The organism is Sphingomonas jejuensis (assembly GCF_011927695.1).
Classification (GTDB): Bacteria; Pseudomonadota; Alphaproteobacteria; order Sphingomonadales; family Sphingomonadaceae; genus Sphingomonas_K; species Sphingomonas_K jejuensis.
This window is the reverse complement of sequence record NZ_JAATJE010000001.1, coordinates 1,533,680-1,550,289: the sequence shown is the minus strand read 5'-3', so window position 1 is coordinate 1,550,289 and position 16,610 is coordinate 1,533,680. Positions and strand designations below refer to the sequence as shown.

Here is a 16,610-nt window from a genome sequence, read left to right as displayed (position 1 = left end):
AACAGATGAGCTATTCGCCGCCGATCACCGAGCAGCGTTTCGTGCTGGACCATGTCGTGGATATCGCCGACCTGTCCAAGGCGGAGCGGTTCGAGGCCGCGACCCCCGACATGGTGGACGCGATCCTGGAAGGGGCAGGCGCGCTGGCATCAGGCGAATATGCGCCCTTGAACCGGGTCGGCGACACCGTGGGCGCAAAATGGACCCCCGATGGGGTGACCATGCCCGATGGCTTCAAGGCGGCCTATGATGCGTTTGTGGAAGGGGGGTGGAGCACGCTTGCCGCCCCTGCGGAGCATGGCGGGCAGGGCCTGCCATTCTCGCTAGCGACGGTCGTGATGGAGGATCTGGGCACGGCAAACATGGGCTTCTCGCTCGTTAACATGCTGAACGCTGGCGCCATCGAGGCCATCGTGCATCATGGCAGCGCGGAGCAGCATGCGGCCTGGCTGCCGCGGCTGGTGACCGGCGAGTGGACGGGCACCATGAACCTGACCGAGCCGCAGGCGGGATCGGACGTGGGCGCGCTGCGCACCACCGCCACCCCTGCGGGCGACGGAAGCTGGCGCATTTCCGGCACCAAGATCTTCATCACCTATGGCGAACATGATCTGGCGGACAACATCGTCCACCTCGTGCTCGCCCGCACGCCCGACGCGCCGGCCGGAACCAAGGGCATCTCCCTGTTCCTGGTGCCGAAGTTCCGCCTGAACGATGCCGGCGAGCCCGCCGAGCGCAACGGCGTCGCGTGCCTTTCCATCGAACACAAGCTGGGCATCCATGCCTCGCCCACATGCGTGATGGGGTTCGGGGAGGGCGGCGAGTGCCATGGCTGGCTGATCGGCGAGGAAGGCGGCGGAATGCGCGCCATGTTCACGATGATGAACCATGCGCGGCTGAACGTCGGCCTGCAGGGCGTCCAGATCGCCGAGCGCGCGACGCAGGCGGCGGTCGATTATGCCCGGGGCCGGGTGCAGTCGGCCCGTGCGGGCAAGCCGGTGGCGATCGTCGAGCATCCGGATGTGCGGCGCATGCTGATCCGGATGAAGGCGCTGACGCAGGGTGCGCGCGCGCTGGTCTACTATGCTGCGGGGCAGCTTGACCGCGCGACGCTGGGCGACGCGCATGCCCGCGCCCGCGCCGAACTGCTGGTGCCGCTGGCGAAGGCGTGGGGGACGGATGTCGGCTGCGAGGTCGCCTCCATCGGGGTGCAGGTGCATGGCGGCATGGGCTTCGTCGAGGAAACCGGCGCCGCCCAGCATTACCGCGACGCGCGGATCGCCCCGATCTACGAGGGCACCAACGGGATCCAGGCGGCAGACCTGATCGGGCGCAAGATGTCGATGAACGGCGGGGACGTGTTCCGCCGGCTGCTCGACGATATCCGTGCGGAGGGCGTGCCGGAGCTGGCCGCGCTGTCCGAGCGGGTCGATGTCGCCGCCCGCTACCTGACCGGGAACGAGGCCGATGCGGACGACCGGCTGGCCGGCAGCTACCCGTTCCTCACCATGCTGTCGGTGCTGACCGCGGGCTGGCTGATGGCGCGGCAGGGCAAGGCCGTCGAGGCCGCGGAGGGCGATCCTGCCTTCCTGGCCATGAAGCGGGTCGCGGTGCGCTTCTTCCTGGAGCGGATCGTTCCGGAGGCGGAAGGGCTGCTGGCGGCAGCGACCGCCGGAGCCGCCGGCCTCTACGCCGTCGATGCGGAGGTGTTGGCGGCCTGAGCGCCGCCACACCCGATCAGGTGTTCAGGTACCAGCGATCCGTGCCTTCCAGCGCGATCGCGGTGAGGCGGCCGGAGGCGAAGGCGCCCGTGTCGATCCCGATGCGGTTCGGCCGCTCATCCACCTCGTCGGTGATGCTGTGGCCGTGGATGACGAGCGGGCCGTGGTCGGTCGCATCGTCCAGGAAGGTTCGCCGGATCCAGCGCAGGTCGGCGAGCGTCTGGTCCTCCAGCGGCACGCCGGGACGGATGCCGGCATGAACGAACAGATAGTCGCCAACCTGCACCTGATCCTCGAACCCGCGCATGAAGTCGACATGCGCTACCGGCACGGAAGTGGACATCAGCTCGAACAGCTCGTCATAGCCCGTGCTATCATATTGCTGTTTCGACACGCCGTAGGACAGGATCGTCTCGCGGCCGCCGATGCGGGTGAAGAAGCGCAACGCCTCGCGATCGCCGCCGAGCGCCTTCAGGAAGATTTCCTCATGGTTGCCGGTCAGGACGCGGATCGGCCGCTCGGCGGCGAGCAGCCGGAGCCGTTCGACCACGCCGGCGGAGTCCGGACCGCGGTCGACAAGGTCGCCGAGGAAGACGAGCTCGATCCGCGCACCGCTTCCGGCCGCATCGGCATCGATCATCGCCAACAGCGCATCCAGGAGGTCGAGCCGGCCGTGGATGTCGCCCACGGCATAGACGCGGACCCCATCGGGAACGCAGCGTGCGGGCGTGGCGGGTGCGGCGCCACGGCCGCTGAACAGGCGCTTCAGAACCATGGCATGATCGGAAAAGACATAAGCATGGCAACCCTATAGCCGTCCCGGCGCGCTTCGGCAGGGTTCATGATCCCGCACCCGCGCGATAGTGGCGGAACCAGTCCACGAAGCGGGGAATGCCGACGTCCAGCGGCGTTGCCGGAGAAAAGCCGAGGTCGCGCCTGGAAGCCGTGATGTCGGCGGCCGTCTGCCGCACGTCGCCCGGCTGCATGGGTGACGCCTCGATCATGGCTGCGCGGCCGCATGCGTCCTCGATCAACCGGACGAGACGATCGACGCCTTCGGGCCGGTCGCCGCCGAGATTGTAGATCGCATGGGGCGCCACGGCACCGCCGGGCTTCGGCCGGCCGTCGTCGGCGGGCGGGCGGTCGAGCGCGGCCAGCACGCCGGCGACGATATCGTCGATGAAGGTGAAGTCTCGGCGCATGTCGCCGCCGGCATGAAGGCGGATGGCGCGGCCATCGAGGACCGCGCTGGTGAACAGCCACACGGCCATGTCGGGACGGCCCCATGGACCGTAGACGGTGAAGAAGCGCAGGCCCGTCTGCGGCAGGCGGTAGAGATGGGCGTAGCTGTCGCTCATCAGCTCGTCCGCCCGCTTGGTGGCGGCGTAGAGCGAGATAGGATGATCCGTCCGCTGCTCGACCGACAGCGGAAAGGCCGCCGAGTCGCCGTAAACGGACGAGGAGGAGGCATAAACGAGGTGCCCGACGCGGCGGGTGCGGGCCAGCTCCAGGACGTTCAGATGGCCGACCATGTTGGCGCGGACATAGGCGTGCGGATTGTCGATGGAGTGGCGTACCCCGGCCTGCGCGGCCAGGTGCACGATCCGGTCGATGGCGGTCCCGTCGGTCGCGCGCGACAGCGCATCCGCGTCGGCTATGTCCGCCTCGACAAAGGTGAAGTCGCCGCGCCCGCCGAGATCGTCCAGGCGGGCGCGCTTCAGCGCGGGATCATAATAGGGGTTGAGGTCGTCGATCCCGATCACGCGGTCGCCGCGGGCAAGAAGCGCGCGAGCGACGGCATGGCCGATGAAACCGGCGACGCCTGTCACCAGGATGGTCATGGAGCCGCGGCTGTCGCGGACTTCGGCAGCGAAGGCAAGGGGGCGTTAACGCCGATCAGGCGCGTTCCGCGTCCAGCAGCGCGCGGGCGTCGAGGCCCAGCCGGTCTATGATCGCGCGGATGCGGGGCCAATAGTCGCTCAAGAAGCGGTCCCGCTCCGTCAGCTTCAGCCGTTCGGTTGCGCCATCGGCGACGAACATGCCGACACCGCGGCGGACCACGACGAAGCCTTCGTCCTGGAACAGCTGATACGCCTTCGCGACCGTGAGCGGATTGGCGCCATTGTCGGCGGCAAATGCGCGCACCGACGGAAGCATGGACCCGTCCGGATGGCTGCCGTCCATGATCAGGGCGGCGATGCGGTCGCGCAGCTGAAGATAGACGGGCTGGTCGGATCCGGTCACAGGTGCCTTAGTGGCGTAACACAGCAAGCAACGTCAAGGCTGCCAGACGCCGATCACCTGCGCAGGGTCGGGGCGCGGCCGTTCGCTGAGCTCGCGTGCGGGCGAGCCGATGAACATGAAGCCGGCAATCCGTTCCGGCGCCTGGCCGAACAGGTCCCGCACCCGCTCGCTATAGGCGGCCCATGTCGTCAGCCAGCTGCCGACGAACCCCTCGGCGTGCGCCGCGACCAGCAGCGCCATGCACGCGGCGCCGGCCGACAGCTCCTGCTCCCAGGCCGGGATCTTGGCGGAGTCGCGCGGACTGAACAGCGCCACAACCAGCGCCGGCGCCTGCCGGGCGAAGTCGCGTGCAGCGTCGAGCTCGGCGGCGTGAACGTCGGGGCGATCCGCGCGCAGGCATGCGGCCAGCCGCTCACCGAGCGCATCGCGGGCGGTTTGCGGAACGACAAGGAAGCGCCAGGGGGCCAGCTTGCCATGGTCGGGAACGCGCGTGGCGGCGGCCAGGATGCGGGCCAGCTGGGTGTCGTCGGGGCCGGGTGCGACCATGTCGCGCGGCTTGCCCGAACGGCGCGACGCCATCAGCGTGGTGGCGGAGGTGCGGTCGTTGAACATGGGCGTGCCCGTAGCAATTCGGACGAGGGGGAGGTAGCGCCATCGGCCATGCGCCGCCTTGCCGCCTTGCTTTTCCTGCCCTTCCTCCTCGCGCTTGCCCCGACGCAGGCGGAGCTGGACGACGCCGACCGCCGGGTGGCCGCGATCGGATATCGGTTGCAGACGGCCGGGGTTAAGCTGTGCAGCGATCGGGACATGGTGACGGGCCTGCTGATCCACGGATTGGCGCAATATGCGCCGGCGGATCGGCCGCAGATGGTTGAGCGATTCCCGGCTGCGGCGGCCTTTGCCGTGCTGGCCGTCGTCCCGGGCAGCACGGCGGAGGCGGCGGGCCTTGCAGCAGGCGACCCGCTGTTCTCGGTCGATGGCGCGCCCTTCGTGGCGGGCGATGCGGGACCGGCGAGCTTTGCCCCGGTCGCGGCGGCGGAGCAGCAGATCGCCGCGGCCCTCGCGGATGGCACCGCGACGCTGGAAAGCATGGCGGGGGACGAGCGGCGCACGGTGTCGCTGCGCGGCGTACCGGGATGCCGCACGCGGTTCCAGGTGCGAATCGGCGATCGGCTGAACGCCGGGGCGAACGGCCATTATGTCACGGTGACGACCGGGCTGGTCGCATTCGCGGCCAATGACGACGAGCTGGCACTGATCCTGGCGCACGAGTTGTCGCACAACATCCTGCGCCACCGGGAGCGGCTGGATGCGCAAGGCGTGGCGCGTGGCATGCTGTCGGCGTTCGGCAGCAATCCCGGGCGCATCCGGGCGACGGAGGACGAGGCCGACCGGTTGGCGCTCTACCTGATGGCGCGGGCGGGCTACGACATCGGCGCGGCGCCGGCGTTCTGGGACCGCTATGTCAGACGCACGGGTGCCGGCATCTTCTCCGACCGGACCCATAGCGGCCGCCGCGCGCGGGTGGCGGCAGCGGAGGAGGAGATCGCGCGTATCCGCGCCCAGGTCGCCGCCGGGCGGGAGCCGACGCCGGAGCCCGCGATCGTCGCTCATTAACGAAGCGGGTTGGCAGGGCGGATTTCGCCGCTAGTCTCCGCCCCCATTCAAACGCCGCGCGGGCCCGTTGCCCGCGACAAGGCGACCGTTAGGGGCCGGACTTGGACATCATTCCCGCAATCGCACTCGCTTTCCTGATCCTGCTGCTGATCGGCGGCGCCGCCGTCGCCGCCAGCAAGAGCCCGGAATTCGCCGGCCATCCGAAAGGCCTCTACGTCCTGTTCTTCGCCGAGATGTGGGAGCGTTTCTCCTACTACGGCATGCGGGCACTGCTGATCTTCTACCTGACGCAGCACTGGCTGTTCTCGGACGGCGAAAGCAACCTCATCTACGGCGCCTATGCCAGCCTGGTGTACATCACGCCGGTGCTCGGCGGGTATCTGGCGGACAAGTATCTGGGCAATCGCAAGGCGGTGCTGTTCGGCGCGGTGCTGCTGACGGCCGGTCACCTGCTGATGGCGGTGGAAGGCGACGGCGGAACGGACGGCGCGGCGATCAATGTCTTCTGGGCGGCGCTTGCCTTCATCATCGTGGGATCGGGCTTTCTGAAGGCCAACATCTCCGTGATCGTGGGGCAGCTCTACCCGAAGACGGACGTCCGGCGGGACGGCGCCTATACGATCTTCTATGTGGGCATCAACGTGGGTGCCGCAATCGGCACGATCCTCGCCGGCTGGCTGGGGCAGACATATGGCTGGGCCTACGGGTTCGGCGCCGCGGGCATCGGCATGCTCCTGGGCCTCATCGTGTTCATCCTCGGCAAGCCCCTGCTGCTCGGCAAGGGGGAGCCGCCGCGCCCGCTCGCCAAGCGGACGGAGTGGACGCTCTACGGCCTTGGCATCGCGTCCATCGCGCTCGTCTGGGTGCTCATTCAGTATCGCGACGTGATCGAAGGGCTGCTGTGGGTCTCGGGCATCGTGCTGCTCGGCTATGTGCTGTGGTCGTCGATGAAGCTTGAGCGCGAGCCGCGTCAGCGCATCTGGGCGATCCTTTTCCTGATCGCGCTGAACCCGGTGTTCTGGGGCCTGTTCGAGCAGGCGGGCGGGTCGCTCAATCTCTACACCGACCGCTTCGTCGATCGCGGCGGGGTGCCGGCGTCGCTGTTCCAGTCGATCAACCCGATCTACATCGTGCTCCTGGGGCCGGTGTTCGCTGGACTGTGGGTGTGGCTCGGCAAGCGCGGGCTGGAGCCATCGGCGCCGGCAAAGTTCGGGCTGGCGCTGGCGCAGGTCGGCTTTTCCTTCCTGTTGTTCGTGTGGGGCGCGAACACGGTGGGTCCGGAAGTCGCGACGCCGGTGCTGTTCGTGTTCCTGATCTACTTCTTCCAGACCACGGGTGAGCTCTGCCTGTCGCCGGTCGGCCTCAGCGCCATGAACCGGCTGGCACCGACGCAGCTTGCCAGCCTCATCATGGGCGCGTGGTTCTACATGACCGCGGTCGGCCAGTTCGTCGCCGGCAAGATCGGCGAGGCGACCGGCGGCGAGTCGGGCGAGATGACGAAGGAAGCGACGCTGTCGATCTACAACACCATCGGCTGGTGGACGGTCGGCATCGCCGTGGTCGTCCTGCTGCTGTCGCCGATCGTCCGCCGCTGGATGCATCTGGAGACGCTGGAGGACGATCCGGACCATGCGCTGGCAGGCGAGGCGGAGATCGGCGAGCCGAAGGCCGCCGGAATCGTCAGGAATAACGAGCTGAAGGCGGGGCGCGACTGATGACCAAGCAGGGATTGTTGGCCGGCGGCGCGATGCTGCTGGCGCTGGCGGGCTGTGCCTCCACGGCGGGCGCGGAAGAGAGCGCGTCGTCGGCGGGAAGCCGCCCGGCGACCACGCGTGAGGACCGGATCGCCAACCGCGACCCCTATCCGTCGACCTATCGCGCCTATCCGTCGGTAGCGACCGTCGTCACCAACGTGACGATCTTCGACGGCGAAGGCGGTCGGATCGACGGCGGCCAGATCCTGATGGCGGACGGCAAGATCGTCGCGGTCGGCCAGACGGTGGAGCAGCCCGCGGGCGCGACCGTGATCGACGGCACCGGCAAGTGGGTGACGCCCGGCATCATCGACGTGCACAGCCACCTGGGCGACTATCCGAGCCCCGGCGTCGATGCGCTGTCCGACGGCAACGAGGCGACCGACCCCGCGACGCCTGAGGTGTGGGCGGAACACAGCGTATGGCCGCAGGACCCCGGCTTCACCCGCGCGCTCGCCAATGGCGGCGTGACGACGCTGCAGATCCTGCCCGGCTCTGCCAACCTGACGGGCGGGCGCTCCGTCACCGTCAAGAACGTGCCCGGCCGCACCATGCAGCAGATGAAGTTTCCCGGCGCGCCCTATGGCCTGAAGATGGCCTGCGGCGAGAACCCGAAGCGCGTCTATGGCGAGCGCAACCGGGCACCGTCGACCCGCATGGGCAACATCGCCGTCAACCGGCAGATGTGGATGCGCGCGCAGGAATATGACCGGCGCTGGGACGCGTGGGAGGAGAACGGCCGGGGCAACGCGCCCAACCGCGAAGCCGACATGGATACGCTGCGCGAGGTGCTGGACGGCCGCATCCAGATCCACAACCATTGCTACCGCGCCGACGAGATGGCGATCGTGATCGATATGGCCAAGGAGTTCGGCTACACCGTGTCGACCTTCCACCACGCGGTGGAAAGCTACAAGATCGCCGACCTGCTGCGCGAGAACGAGATCTGTTCGGCGATGTGGTCCGACTGGTGGGGCTTCAAGATGGAGTCCTACGACGCGATCAACGAGAACATCCCGCTGGTCCACAATGCCGGTGCCTGCGCCATCGTCCATTCGGACGACCCCGACGGCATCCAGCGGCTGAACCAGGAAGCCGCCAAGGCCCTGGCCGACGGCCGACGCATGGGCATCCAGATCGCCGACGAGGTCGCCTGGACCTGGCTGGCCATCAACCCGGCACGCGCCATCGGCGTGGATGAGTGGACCGGATCGCTGAAGGCCGGAAAGATGGCCGATGTGGTGCTGTGGAACGGCAATCCGCTGTCCGTCTACACGCGCCCCGAAAAGGTCTGGATCGACGGCGCGCTGATGTTCGACGCCAACGATCCTGCGCGCCGACCGGTGACCGATTTCGAACTTGGCCAGCCCGGCGAAGGAGATGTGAAGTGATCCGCCGCGCAGATCGACGCCGCTCCCCCTTGTTCGCGATGCTGGGCATCGGCTGTGCCTTTGTCGGGGCCTTCACCGGCTATGCCGCCAATGCGCAGACGGTGGCGATCACCGGCGGCACGGTGGCGCTGGGCGATGGATCGGCACCGATCCCGAACGGCACGGTGGTCATCCAGAACGGCCGCGTGAGGGCCGCCGGCGCGGGCGTCGCGGTGCCCGCAGGGGCGGAGCGGATCGATGCAACGGGCAAATGGGTGTCGCCGGGCATCGTCGCGGGATTCAGCCGGCTCGGGCTGGTGGAGGTCGATGCGGTCGACGAGACCAACGACGTCGCCGCGCGCACGTCGCCCTTTTCGGCCGCGTTGGACGTGGTGCCCGCGCTCAACCCGCGGGTCAGCGCGATCGCCATCAGCCGCAACCGCGGCGTGACCCGCGCCGTGGTGTCGCCGGGGATCGGCGCCGCCATCTTCGCCGGGCAGGGTGCCGTCATCGACATGGGCGACGACATGAACGCGGTGACGCGGCCGCGCGCGTTCCAGTTCGTGGAGCTGGGCGAGGCGGGTGCGCGTCGTGCGGGCGGCAGCCGCGCCGCATCGCATCTTTATATCCGCACCGCGCTGAAGGCGGCGCAGAGCTTCCAGCGCGATCCGGGCGGCTACGACGCCGACAGCCGCGATGCCGTCCTCCCGCGCACGGATGCGGAGGCGCTGGTGCCGGTGGTGACCGGGCGCCAGCCGCTCGTCATCCATGCCGAGCGCGGCGCCGACATCCTGCAGGCGCTGGCGCTGAAGACCGAGTTTCCGCAGCTGAAGCTGGTGCTGGTCGGTGCCACCGAAGGCTGGACGGTCGCGCGCCAGATCGCGGCGGCGGGCGTGCCGGTGATCGCGTCCGCGCTGGTGGACCTTCCCGCCGCGTTCGAGACGCTGTCGGCAACCCAGTCGAACATCGGCCGCATGAAGGCCGCGGGCGTCCAGGTGTCGATCGGCATGATCAACGACAACGACACCCGCCAGGCGCGGCAGTCGGCCCAATATGCCGGCAACCTGGTCGCCTTGACCAAGGTGCCCGGCGCGACCGGGCTGCAGTGGGGCGAAGCGCTGGCGGCGATCACCTCCGGGCCCGCCGAGGCGATGGGGCTTGGCGACGAGATCGGCTCGCTGCGCCCCGGGCGGCGCGGCGACGTGGTGATCTGGTCGGGTGATCCGCTGGAGCTGAGTTCCGCGCCGGAGCGGGTGTGGATCGACGGCGTTGCACAGCCGCTGGAGACGCGGCAGACGCGGCTTCGCGATCGTTATGCCACGCCGACCGAGACGGCGCTGCCCAAGGCGTATGACCGGAGCCCGTCGACCACCCGTTGACCGCGAACGGCGAGTGGATGGCCGCGGGCACCCGGCGACCGGCAGCGGCCGTTTCGCTGCCGATTGCAAGGCGCTAACGTCCGGAACCGTGAAGCATCGGAGCGTCGATTGAGCAGGCGATATTTCGGGACGGACGGCATCCGCGGCCGGGTGAACCAGGGCGCGATGACGGCCGAGATGGCGATGAAGGTCGGCATGGCGGCCGGCGCCCATTTCCGGCGCGGCGACCACAAGCATGTCGCCGTGATCGGCAAGGACACGCGCCTGTCGGGCTATTTGATGGAGCCGGCGCTGGTCGCCGGGTTCGCCAGCGTCGGCATGGACGTCATCCTGGTCGGCCCCGTGCCGACGCCCGCGATCGGCATGCTGACCCGGTCGATGCGGGCGGACCTGGGCGTGATGATCTCCGCCAGCCACAATCTTTTCCCCGACAACGGCATCAAGCTGTTCGGCCCCGACGGGTTCAAGCTTTCGGACGCGGACGAGGCCGCGATCGAGGGCCTGATCGAGGAGGCGCCGGTCCTCGCCGATGCCGAGCACACCGGGCGCGTGCGCCGGGTTGAGGATGCGCGCGGGCGCTACATCCATGCGGCCAAGTCGACCTTTCCGGACCGGCTTCGGCTCGACGGGCTCCGCATCGTCGTCGATTGCGCCAATGGTGCCGCCTACCAGGTCGCGCCGCAGGCCCTGTGGGAGCTGGGGGCCGACATCGTGCCGCTGGGCGTGTCGCCGAACGGCCTCAACATCAACGACGGGGTCGGATCCACGTCGCCGGCGCTGCTGCAGGAAACGGTGGTGGCGAGCGGTGCCGACATCGGTATCGCCCTGGACGGCGATGCCGATCGCCTGATCGTGGTGGACGAGCACGGCCAGGTCGTCGACGGCGACCAACTGATGGCGCTGATCGCAACATCGCTCAACCGGCGCGGACTGCTGCGCGGCGGCGGGCTGGTGGCGACGGTCATGTCGAACCTGGGGCTCGAGCGGGTGCTGGCAAGCGAGGGCATCGGGCTGGAGCGCACCAAGGTCGGCGACCGGCATGTGCTGGAAAGGATGCGCACGGGCGGGTTCAATGTCGGTGGCGAACAATCCGGCCACATCATCCTCGCCGATCATGCGACCACCGGGGACGGTCTGATCGCCGCGCTCCAGATCCTGGCGGAGCTGGTGGAGGCGGATCGTCCCGCCAGCGCGCTCCTGAAGCGCTTCGATCCGGTGCCGCAGCGGCTGAAGAGCGTGCGCTTCACCGCCGCGCAGCCACTGGAGGATCAGCGCGTCAAGGCGGCGATCGCGGATGCGGAGGCGTCGCTTGCCGGCGGGCGCCTGGTGATCCGGCCGTCGGGAACCGAACCGGTCATCCGGGTGATGGCGGAGGCCGACGACGCCGCGCGTGTCGACGCCGCGGTGGAGCAGGTCTGCGCAGCGGTGGTCGCCGCCTGACCCGGCGCAGCTTGCGCCGGCCGCGTCGCCGCGCCACTTGGGCGCGAGCATGAGCGTTCCCCGCATCCTCGTCATCGCCGGGTCCGACAGCGGCGGCGGCGCCGGCATCCAGGCCGACATCAAGACGGTCACCATGCTGGGCGGCCACGCGATGACCGCGATCACCGCCATCACCGCGCAGAACACGCTGGGCGTGACCGACGTCCATTCCGTGCCCACCGCCAGCGTTGTGGCGCAGATCGACGCCGTCGTGGCGGACATCGGCGTCGACGCGGTGAAGATCGGAATGATCGGCAGTGCCGATATCGTGGATGCGGTGATCGACCGTCTGGCGCCGATCCCCGGCGTTCCGGTCGTGCTCGACCCGGTCATGGTGGCCACCAGCGGTGCCCGGCTGGCCGACGACCGCACGGTGGCCGCGCTTGAGCGGCTGATGGCGGTAAGCAGCGTGGTGACGCCCAACGCGCCCGAGTTGTCCGTCCTCACCGGCGACGACGTGTCGAGCGGCTATTCCCTGGAACGCGCCGCGCGCAAGCTGTCGCGGCGCCATGGCACCGGGGTTTTGGCCAAGGGCGGGCATGTGCCGGGCGGCACCGTGACCGACATCCTGGTGGAAGCCGGTGGCGCCACGTCGCGCTTTGCCGATCCGCGCATCGATAGCCCCCACACGCATGGCACGGGCTGCACGCTCGCCACCGCAGTGGCGGTGGCGCTTGGCGAAGGACGCGTGCTTGCCGATGCTGTCGCGCGCGCGCGCCAGTTCGTGCGGGTCGCGATCCTGGAAGCGCCCGGACTGGGCGCGGGGCATGGGCCGATGGGGCATGGCCGCGTGCGGCTCGACCTGCCCGGCGATACGCCCGTGCAGAACCAGGTGACGCTGCCGGTAACGGCGCTGGCGGAGGCGACCGCCTTCTACGAGCTGCTGGGCCTGCGCCGCATCGTTCATTCGCCCGACCGCTACGCCCGGTTCGAGGCGGGCAGCGGCACGACACTGTCGCTGGAGGCGGCGCATGAGATTGGCGGGCAGGCGCTGACCTATTTGGAATGCGACAACCTCGACGCCGCCGTTGCGCGGCTCGCGGCGGCGGGCGTGAGCATCGAGAGCGGCCCGGCCGATCGCCGCTGGGGCTGGCGCGAGGCGCGGCTGCGCGATCCGGCGGGCAACGCCATCTGCCTCTACGCCGCTGGACCGGCGCGGCGCTTCCCGCCATGGCGGGAGCGATGAGCGGACCCTGTTTCAAGCGCGAGAACGGCTTTCCCGGACCGGTGGCCGGTGTCGACGAGGCCGGACGCGGGCCGCTCGCCGGGCCGGTCGTGGCCGCCGCGGTCATCCTGGACCGCCGACGCTGCCCGCGCGGCATCGACGATTCGAAGAAGCTCTGCCTGGAGGCGCGCGAGAGCCTGTTCAAGAAGCTCAGCCAGGTGGCGCGGATCGGCGTCGGCATCGCCGATGTCGAGGAAATCGACCGGCTGAACATCTACTGGGCAACGATGCTTGCCATGACGCGCGCGGTGGAAGCGCTGGGCGAGGCGCCGGGCCATGTGCTGGTCGACGGCAACCGGCTGCCGCGCTGGAGCTATCCGGCGACCGCCATCGTCGGCGGCGACGCGCTGTGCCGGTCGATCGCGGCAGCGTCGATCATCGCCAAGGTGACGCGGGACCGCATGATGGTGGAGCATGATCGGGCCCATCCGGGCTACGGTTGGGCGTCCAACAAGGGCTATGGCTGTCCTGCACATCGCGAGGCATTGCAGAGGCTCGGCCCGACGCCCCTGCACCGTCGAAGCTTTGCCCCCGTTCGGCAGGCGAGCCTGCCCTTCTGATCCCTCAGGGCAGGACCCAGCTGACGCCGAGATCCACTGCCCGTCCGGCGATCGCCGATCCGTCGGCGGCGGTCGGCCGCAGCTTGAAGGCGGAAATGAGCTGCACCGATGCCTGTTCGAACGCGCGGCGTTCGGCAGGCGTCATATACTGGTCGGGCGGGTCAAGATGCGGGTCGCGGCAGAAGAGGCGGCTGTCATCCTGCACGACGCAACGCGACACGACCCGGGCGCGCGTCCCCGTCCTGAGCGCTGCCTGCGGGTAGAAGCTGCGGATGAGCTCCACCGTCGGCGGCTTGTCGTAGACGAGATCCGTCGCCGCGAGCGCGACGGCATCCGATGCGGCCGTGGGTCCTGCCACGTCGTCAGCGGAAATCGTTTCCTCCACCAGCACGCTGATCGCGCCGGGTCCGCGGGTGGTGAGGAGCGGGGTGCCCCTCTTCAGCCGGATGCCGGCGATCCGGTCGAGAGCGACCTGGCGCCAGTTCGGTGCCGCATCGTCCCACGGCCTGACCGCGCCGAAAAACGCATCGAGCGTTCGGTAGGGCGAGACGTCGGGCGGCAGATCGCGACACTGCACCAGGGTCCCGGCCACGGGATCCACCAGGCACTGGAAGCGGAAGCGCCGCGGAACGTCGGGCATCGTCACGCCCCGCAGGGTTTCGGCACGGAGCGGCGCGGATATGGCAACCTCGATGTCCGCCGGTGCCAGCGTGATTGGGGGGCGGACGGGGCCGGTTGCCGCAGCGGGCGCAGCGATCAGCAGGAGAAGCGATGAAAGCATGAGGCATCGACCCCTTGGAGGAGGCGCCATCCTATCGGCCCGGCGCTGCCCGAACAATCGCCCCCGGGTGAGTCTTCGGCGTCACACCACCACCGGTTGAGTCTGGACCTGACGGGCGGACTCAACATGATGTATGATGACAGCATTGTCGCACATCTGCCTCGTTTCGTTCCCGTTATCGACTCCTTGACCGATCGGGCGGGGTGACTCACCCTCGGGCGCGAAACAGGGTGGGGGTCAATTTGGGGGTCATCGAAAAGACGCGCGCCGCGCCTGCGGTGACGACGCTGCCGCTGGGCGAGATTCTTCGCGACGATTGCGTGGCCGCCATGGCGCGCCTGCCGGACGCAAGCGTCGACATGATCTTCGCCGATCCGCCGTACAACCTTCAGCTTGGCGGCGACCTGTTCCGGCCGGAGGGTGGCCGCGTGGCGGCGGTCGACGATCACTGGGACAAGTTCGACAGTTTTGCCGCCTATGACGCGTTCACCCGCGCCTGGCTGGCGGAGGCCCGGCGCATCCTGAAGCCGAACGGCACGATCTGGGTGATCGGCAGCTACCACAATATCTTTCGCGTCGGCGCGGCGATCCAGGACCAGGGATACTGGATCCTGAACGACATCGTGTGGCGCAAGGCCAATCCGATGCCGAACTTCCGCGGCACCCGCTTCACCAACGCGCACGAGACGTTGATCTGGGCCGCCAAGGGCGAAAAGAGCCGCTACACCTTCAACTATCGCGCGATGAAGAGCCTCAACGACGAGCTGCAGATGCGCTCGGACTGGGTGCTGCCGATCTGTGGCGGCCAGGAGCGGGTGAAGACGGGCGGCGTGAAGGCGCATCCCACGCAGAAGCCCGAAGCGTTGATCTACCGCATTCTTCTTGCCTGCACAAAGCGCGGCGACGTGGTGCTCGACCCCTTCTTCGGCACCGGCACCACCGGCGCGGTCGCCAAGCGGCTTGGGCGACAGTGGATCGGGATCGAGCGGGAGCCGGCCTACTGCAAGGTCGCCGAGCGCCGTATCGCCGATGCGCTTCCGCTCGACGAAAGCGCGACCAGCACCATGCAGAGCCCGCGCACGGCGCCCAAGGTCGCTTTCGGCACGTTGGTGGAAACGGGCATGCTGGTGCCGGGAACGCGGCTGGTGGACGCCAAGCGGCGCTGGTCGGCCGAGGTGCGGGCGGATGGATCCTTGCTGTCCGACGATGTGAGCGGATCGATCCATCAGGTCGGCGCGAAGCTGCAGGGCGCGCCTTCGTGCAATGGCTGGACCTTCTGGCACTTGGAGGGTTCGGCCGGCCTCACGCCCATCGACAGCCTGCGGCAGACTTATATCCTGGCCACCGAGCCCTGATGACGCGTCGCCACTATCTGCGTCCCGAGGCTTTCGTGGAGACACCGGTCGGCAACGACGGGCAGGTCGCGCGGCTGGCGGGCGGGCTTTTGTGGCACGCCGCCTATCAGCTGATCGCGGTCGAGGGGGATCGGATCATCCGGCAGCTGGTGCCGGTGGCCGAGATCGACGCGGTTATCGCAGCGCTGCCGGACGCGGAGCGGGTCGAGGAACAGCGGCGACGGCTGGCGGCCCCGCGCGCGGCGCTGCAGATGGGCGAGCGCACCGTGCGGCTCGACCAGCCGCAGGTGATGGGCATCCTGAACATGACGCCCGACAGCTTTTCCGACGGTGGGCGGCACGGGAACGATCCCGATGCGGCGGCGTCGGCCGGTTTCGAGATGGCAGCGGCCGGTGCGGCAATGGTCGATGTCGGTGGCGAGTCCACGCGGCCGGGCGCCGCGGCCGTGTGGGAGGGCGACGAGATCGCGCGCGTCGTGCCGGTGGTGGAGCGCCTGGCGCGGCAGGGCACGGCCGTTTCGATCGACACGCGCAAGGCCGCGGTGATGGAGGCAGCGGTGGCCGCCGGCGCGCGGCTGGTGAACGACGTGTCGGCACTTGCCGAACAGAAATCGGCCGGGACGGTCGCGCGCGCGGGCTGCCCGGTCGTCCTGATGCACCACATGGGCGACGGGCTTCATGACGGCCGGATCGAGGGCGACCCGCTGATCGCCGTCTTTGACTGGCTGGAACGGCGGGTGGATGCGGCCGTTGCGTCCGGTATCGACCGGGCACGGATCCTGGTCGATCCCGGCATCGGCTTCGGTAAGCGCCTGTCGGACAATCTGGCGATCGTGAATGGGCTGGCCCTGTTTCAGGCGCTCGGCTGCGCGGTGGTGCTTGGCGCCAGCCGCAAGCGGGTGATCGGCGCGCTCGACAACGAAGCGCCGGTGGAGCGGCGACTGGGTGGATCGCTGGCGCTGGCGCTGGCGGGCATCACGCGCGGCGCGCAGATCGTCCGCGTCCATGACGTGCCGGAGACAGTTCAGGCGATCCGCGTGTGGCGCGGCCTTCGGGATGCGGCGCTCACGGCGTAGAACCTTTCGCAAGCGTCACGGGTTGTGTGACGATGAACATTGATCGAAC

At 69.0% G+C, this 16,610-nt stretch carries 15 protein-coding genes; 10 read left to right on the top strand and 5 right to left on the bottom strand.

Translation table 11 applies throughout. The features are described 5' to 3' along the window. The first annotated feature begins 5 nt into the window (after positions 1-5). A complete protein-coding gene (locus GGR88_RS07940) occupies positions 6-1,721 on the top strand; it encodes an acyl-CoA dehydrogenase (RefSeq protein WP_167953993.1) in 1,716 nt (571 codons plus the stop codon). A 16-nt stretch (positions 1,722-1,737) separates the two neighbouring features. Here GGR88_RS07940 and GGR88_RS07935 read toward each other — a convergent pair whose 3' ends face one another. From GGR88_RS07935 to GGR88_RS07920, 4 genes are all read right to left on the bottom strand, one after another. Further along, complete coding sequence (locus tag GGR88_RS07935) at positions 1,738-2,496, bottom strand: metallophosphoesterase family protein (protein ID WP_167953992.1); 759 nt, start codon at positions 2,494-2,496, stop codon at positions 1,738-1,740. Between the two features lie 64 nt (positions 2,497-2,560). Then, positions 2,561-3,562 (bottom strand): SDR family NAD(P)-dependent oxidoreductase, encoded by a 1,002-nt coding sequence (locus tag GGR88_RS07930; protein ID WP_167953991.1) that lies wholly within the window; start codon positions 3,560-3,562, stop codon positions 2,561-2,563. A gap of 55 nt (positions 3,563-3,617) precedes the next feature. After that, the gene (locus tag GGR88_RS07925) at positions 3,618-3,965 is read right to left on the bottom strand and encodes a GntR family transcriptional regulator (protein WP_167953990.1); all 348 of its coding nucleotides are present in this window, start codon (positions 3,963-3,965) and stop codon (positions 3,618-3,620) included. 33 nt (positions 3,966-3,998) lie between these two features. Next, positions 3,999-4,577 carry a nitroreductase family protein gene (locus GGR88_RS07920; protein WP_167953989.1) on the bottom strand — a complete coding sequence of 193 codons (579 nt, stop codon included), beginning with the start codon at positions 4,575-4,577 and terminating at the stop codon, positions 3,999-4,001. A 48-nt stretch (positions 4,578-4,625) separates the two neighbouring features. Between GGR88_RS07920 and GGR88_RS07915 the strand changes: the two genes are divergently transcribed. The 7 genes from GGR88_RS07915 to GGR88_RS07885 all read left to right on the top strand — a co-directional run bounded on the left by GGR88_RS07915 (position 4,626) and on the right by GGR88_RS07885 (position 13,349). Next, complete coding sequence (locus tag GGR88_RS07915; protein WP_167953988.1) at positions 4,626-5,582, top strand: M48 family metallopeptidase; 957 nt, start codon at positions 4,626-4,628, stop codon at positions 5,580-5,582. 101 nt (positions 5,583-5,683) lie between these two features. Then, positions 5,684-7,297, top strand: a complete 1,614-nt coding sequence (locus tag GGR88_RS07910; protein WP_425338473.1) for a peptide MFS transporter — start codon at positions 5,684-5,686, stop codon at positions 7,295-7,297. Further along, positions 7,297-8,727 carry an amidohydrolase gene (locus tag GGR88_RS07905; RefSeq protein WP_167953987.1) on the top strand — a complete coding sequence of 477 codons (1,431 nt, stop codon included), beginning with the start codon at positions 7,297-7,299 and terminating at the stop codon, positions 8,725-8,727. The genes GGR88_RS07910 and GGR88_RS07905 overlap by 1 nt, the downstream gene beginning before the upstream one ends. 38 nt (positions 8,728-8,765) lie before the next feature. Next, complete coding sequence (locus GGR88_RS07900) at positions 8,766-10,085, top strand: amidohydrolase family protein (RefSeq protein WP_167954438.1); 1,320 nt, start codon at positions 8,766-8,768, stop codon at positions 10,083-10,085. Positions 10,086-10,193: 108 nt separating this feature from the next. After that, on the top strand, positions 10,194-11,525 hold the full coding sequence (gene glmM, locus GGR88_RS07895) for a phosphoglucosamine mutase (RefSeq protein ID WP_167953986.1): 1,332 nt from the start codon (positions 10,194-10,196) through the stop codon (positions 11,523-11,525). Positions 11,526-11,574: 49 nt separating this feature from the next. Then, positions 11,575-12,750: a bifunctional hydroxymethylpyrimidine kinase/phosphomethylpyrimidine kinase gene (thiD, locus tag GGR88_RS07890; protein ID WP_167953985.1), complete on the top strand. Its 1,176-nt coding sequence runs from the start codon at positions 11,575-11,577 to the stop codon at positions 12,748-12,750. Beyond that, positions 12,747-13,349: a ribonuclease HII gene (locus tag GGR88_RS07885; protein ID WP_167953984.1), complete on the top strand. Its 603-nt coding sequence runs from the start codon at positions 12,747-12,749 to the stop codon at positions 13,347-13,349. The genes thiD and GGR88_RS07885 overlap by 4 nt, the downstream gene beginning before the upstream one ends. Positions 13,350-13,353: 4 nt before the next feature. On the opposite strand, the gene GGR88_RS07880 is transcribed toward GGR88_RS07885, so the two are convergent. Further along, entirely contained in the window at positions 13,354-14,130 is a 777-nt protein-coding gene (locus tag GGR88_RS07880) for a hypothetical protein (RefSeq protein ID WP_167953983.1), read from the bottom strand. Positions 14,131-14,372: 242 nt separating this feature from the next. Here GGR88_RS07880 and GGR88_RS07875 point away from each other — a divergent pair, with 242 nt between their 5' ends. After that, complete coding sequence (locus tag GGR88_RS07875; protein ID WP_425338472.1) at positions 14,373-15,485, top strand: site-specific DNA-methyltransferase; 1,113 nt, start codon at positions 14,373-14,375, stop codon at positions 15,483-15,485. Beyond that, positions 15,485-16,561: a dihydropteroate synthase gene (folP, locus tag GGR88_RS07870; RefSeq protein WP_167953982.1), complete on the top strand. Its 1,077-nt coding sequence runs from the start codon at positions 15,485-15,487 to the stop codon at positions 16,559-16,561. Before GGR88_RS07875 ends, folP begins: the two co-directional genes overlap by 1 nt. The last annotated feature ends 49 nt before the right edge of the window (positions 16,562-16,610 follow it).

Coding starts and splice junctions, on each gene's coding strand:
- GGR88_RS07940 (WP_167953993.1), top strand. CDS start 6: ATGAGCTATTCGCCGCCGATCACCGAGCAGCGTTTCGTGCTGGACCAT.
- GGR88_RS07935 (WP_167953992.1), bottom strand. CDS start 2,496: ATGGTTCTGAAGCGCCTGTTCAGCGGCCGTGGCGCCGCACCCGCCACG.
- GGR88_RS07930 (WP_167953991.1), bottom strand. CDS start 3,562: ATGACCATCCTGGTGACAGGCGTCGCCGGTTTCATCGGCCATGCCGTC.
- GGR88_RS07920 (WP_167953989.1), bottom strand. CDS start 4,577: ATGTTCAACGACCGCACCTCCGCCACCACGCTGATGGCGTCGCGCCGT.
- GGR88_RS07915 (WP_167953988.1), top strand. CDS start 4,626: ATGCGCCGCCTTGCCGCCTTGCTTTTCCTGCCCTTCCTCCTCGCGCTT.
- GGR88_RS07905 (WP_167953987.1), top strand. CDS start 7,297: ATGACCAAGCAGGGATTGTTGGCCGGCGGCGCGATGCTGCTGGCGCTG.
- GGR88_RS07900 (WP_167954438.1), top strand. CDS start 8,766: ATGCTGGGCATCGGCTGTGCCTTTGTCGGGGCCTTCACCGGCTATGCC.
- thiD (WP_167953985.1), top strand. CDS start 11,575: ATGAGCGTTCCCCGCATCCTCGTCATCGCCGGGTCCGACAGCGGCGGC.
- GGR88_RS07885 (WP_167953984.1), top strand. CDS start 12,747: ATGAGCGGACCCTGTTTCAAGCGCGAGAACGGCTTTCCCGGACCGGTG.
- GGR88_RS07880 (WP_167953983.1), bottom strand. CDS start 14,130: ATGCTTTCATCGCTTCTCCTGCTGATCGCTGCGCCCGCTGCGGCAACC.
- folP (WP_167953982.1), top strand. CDS start 15,485: ATGACGCGTCGCCACTATCTGCGTCCCGAGGCTTTCGTGGAGACACCG.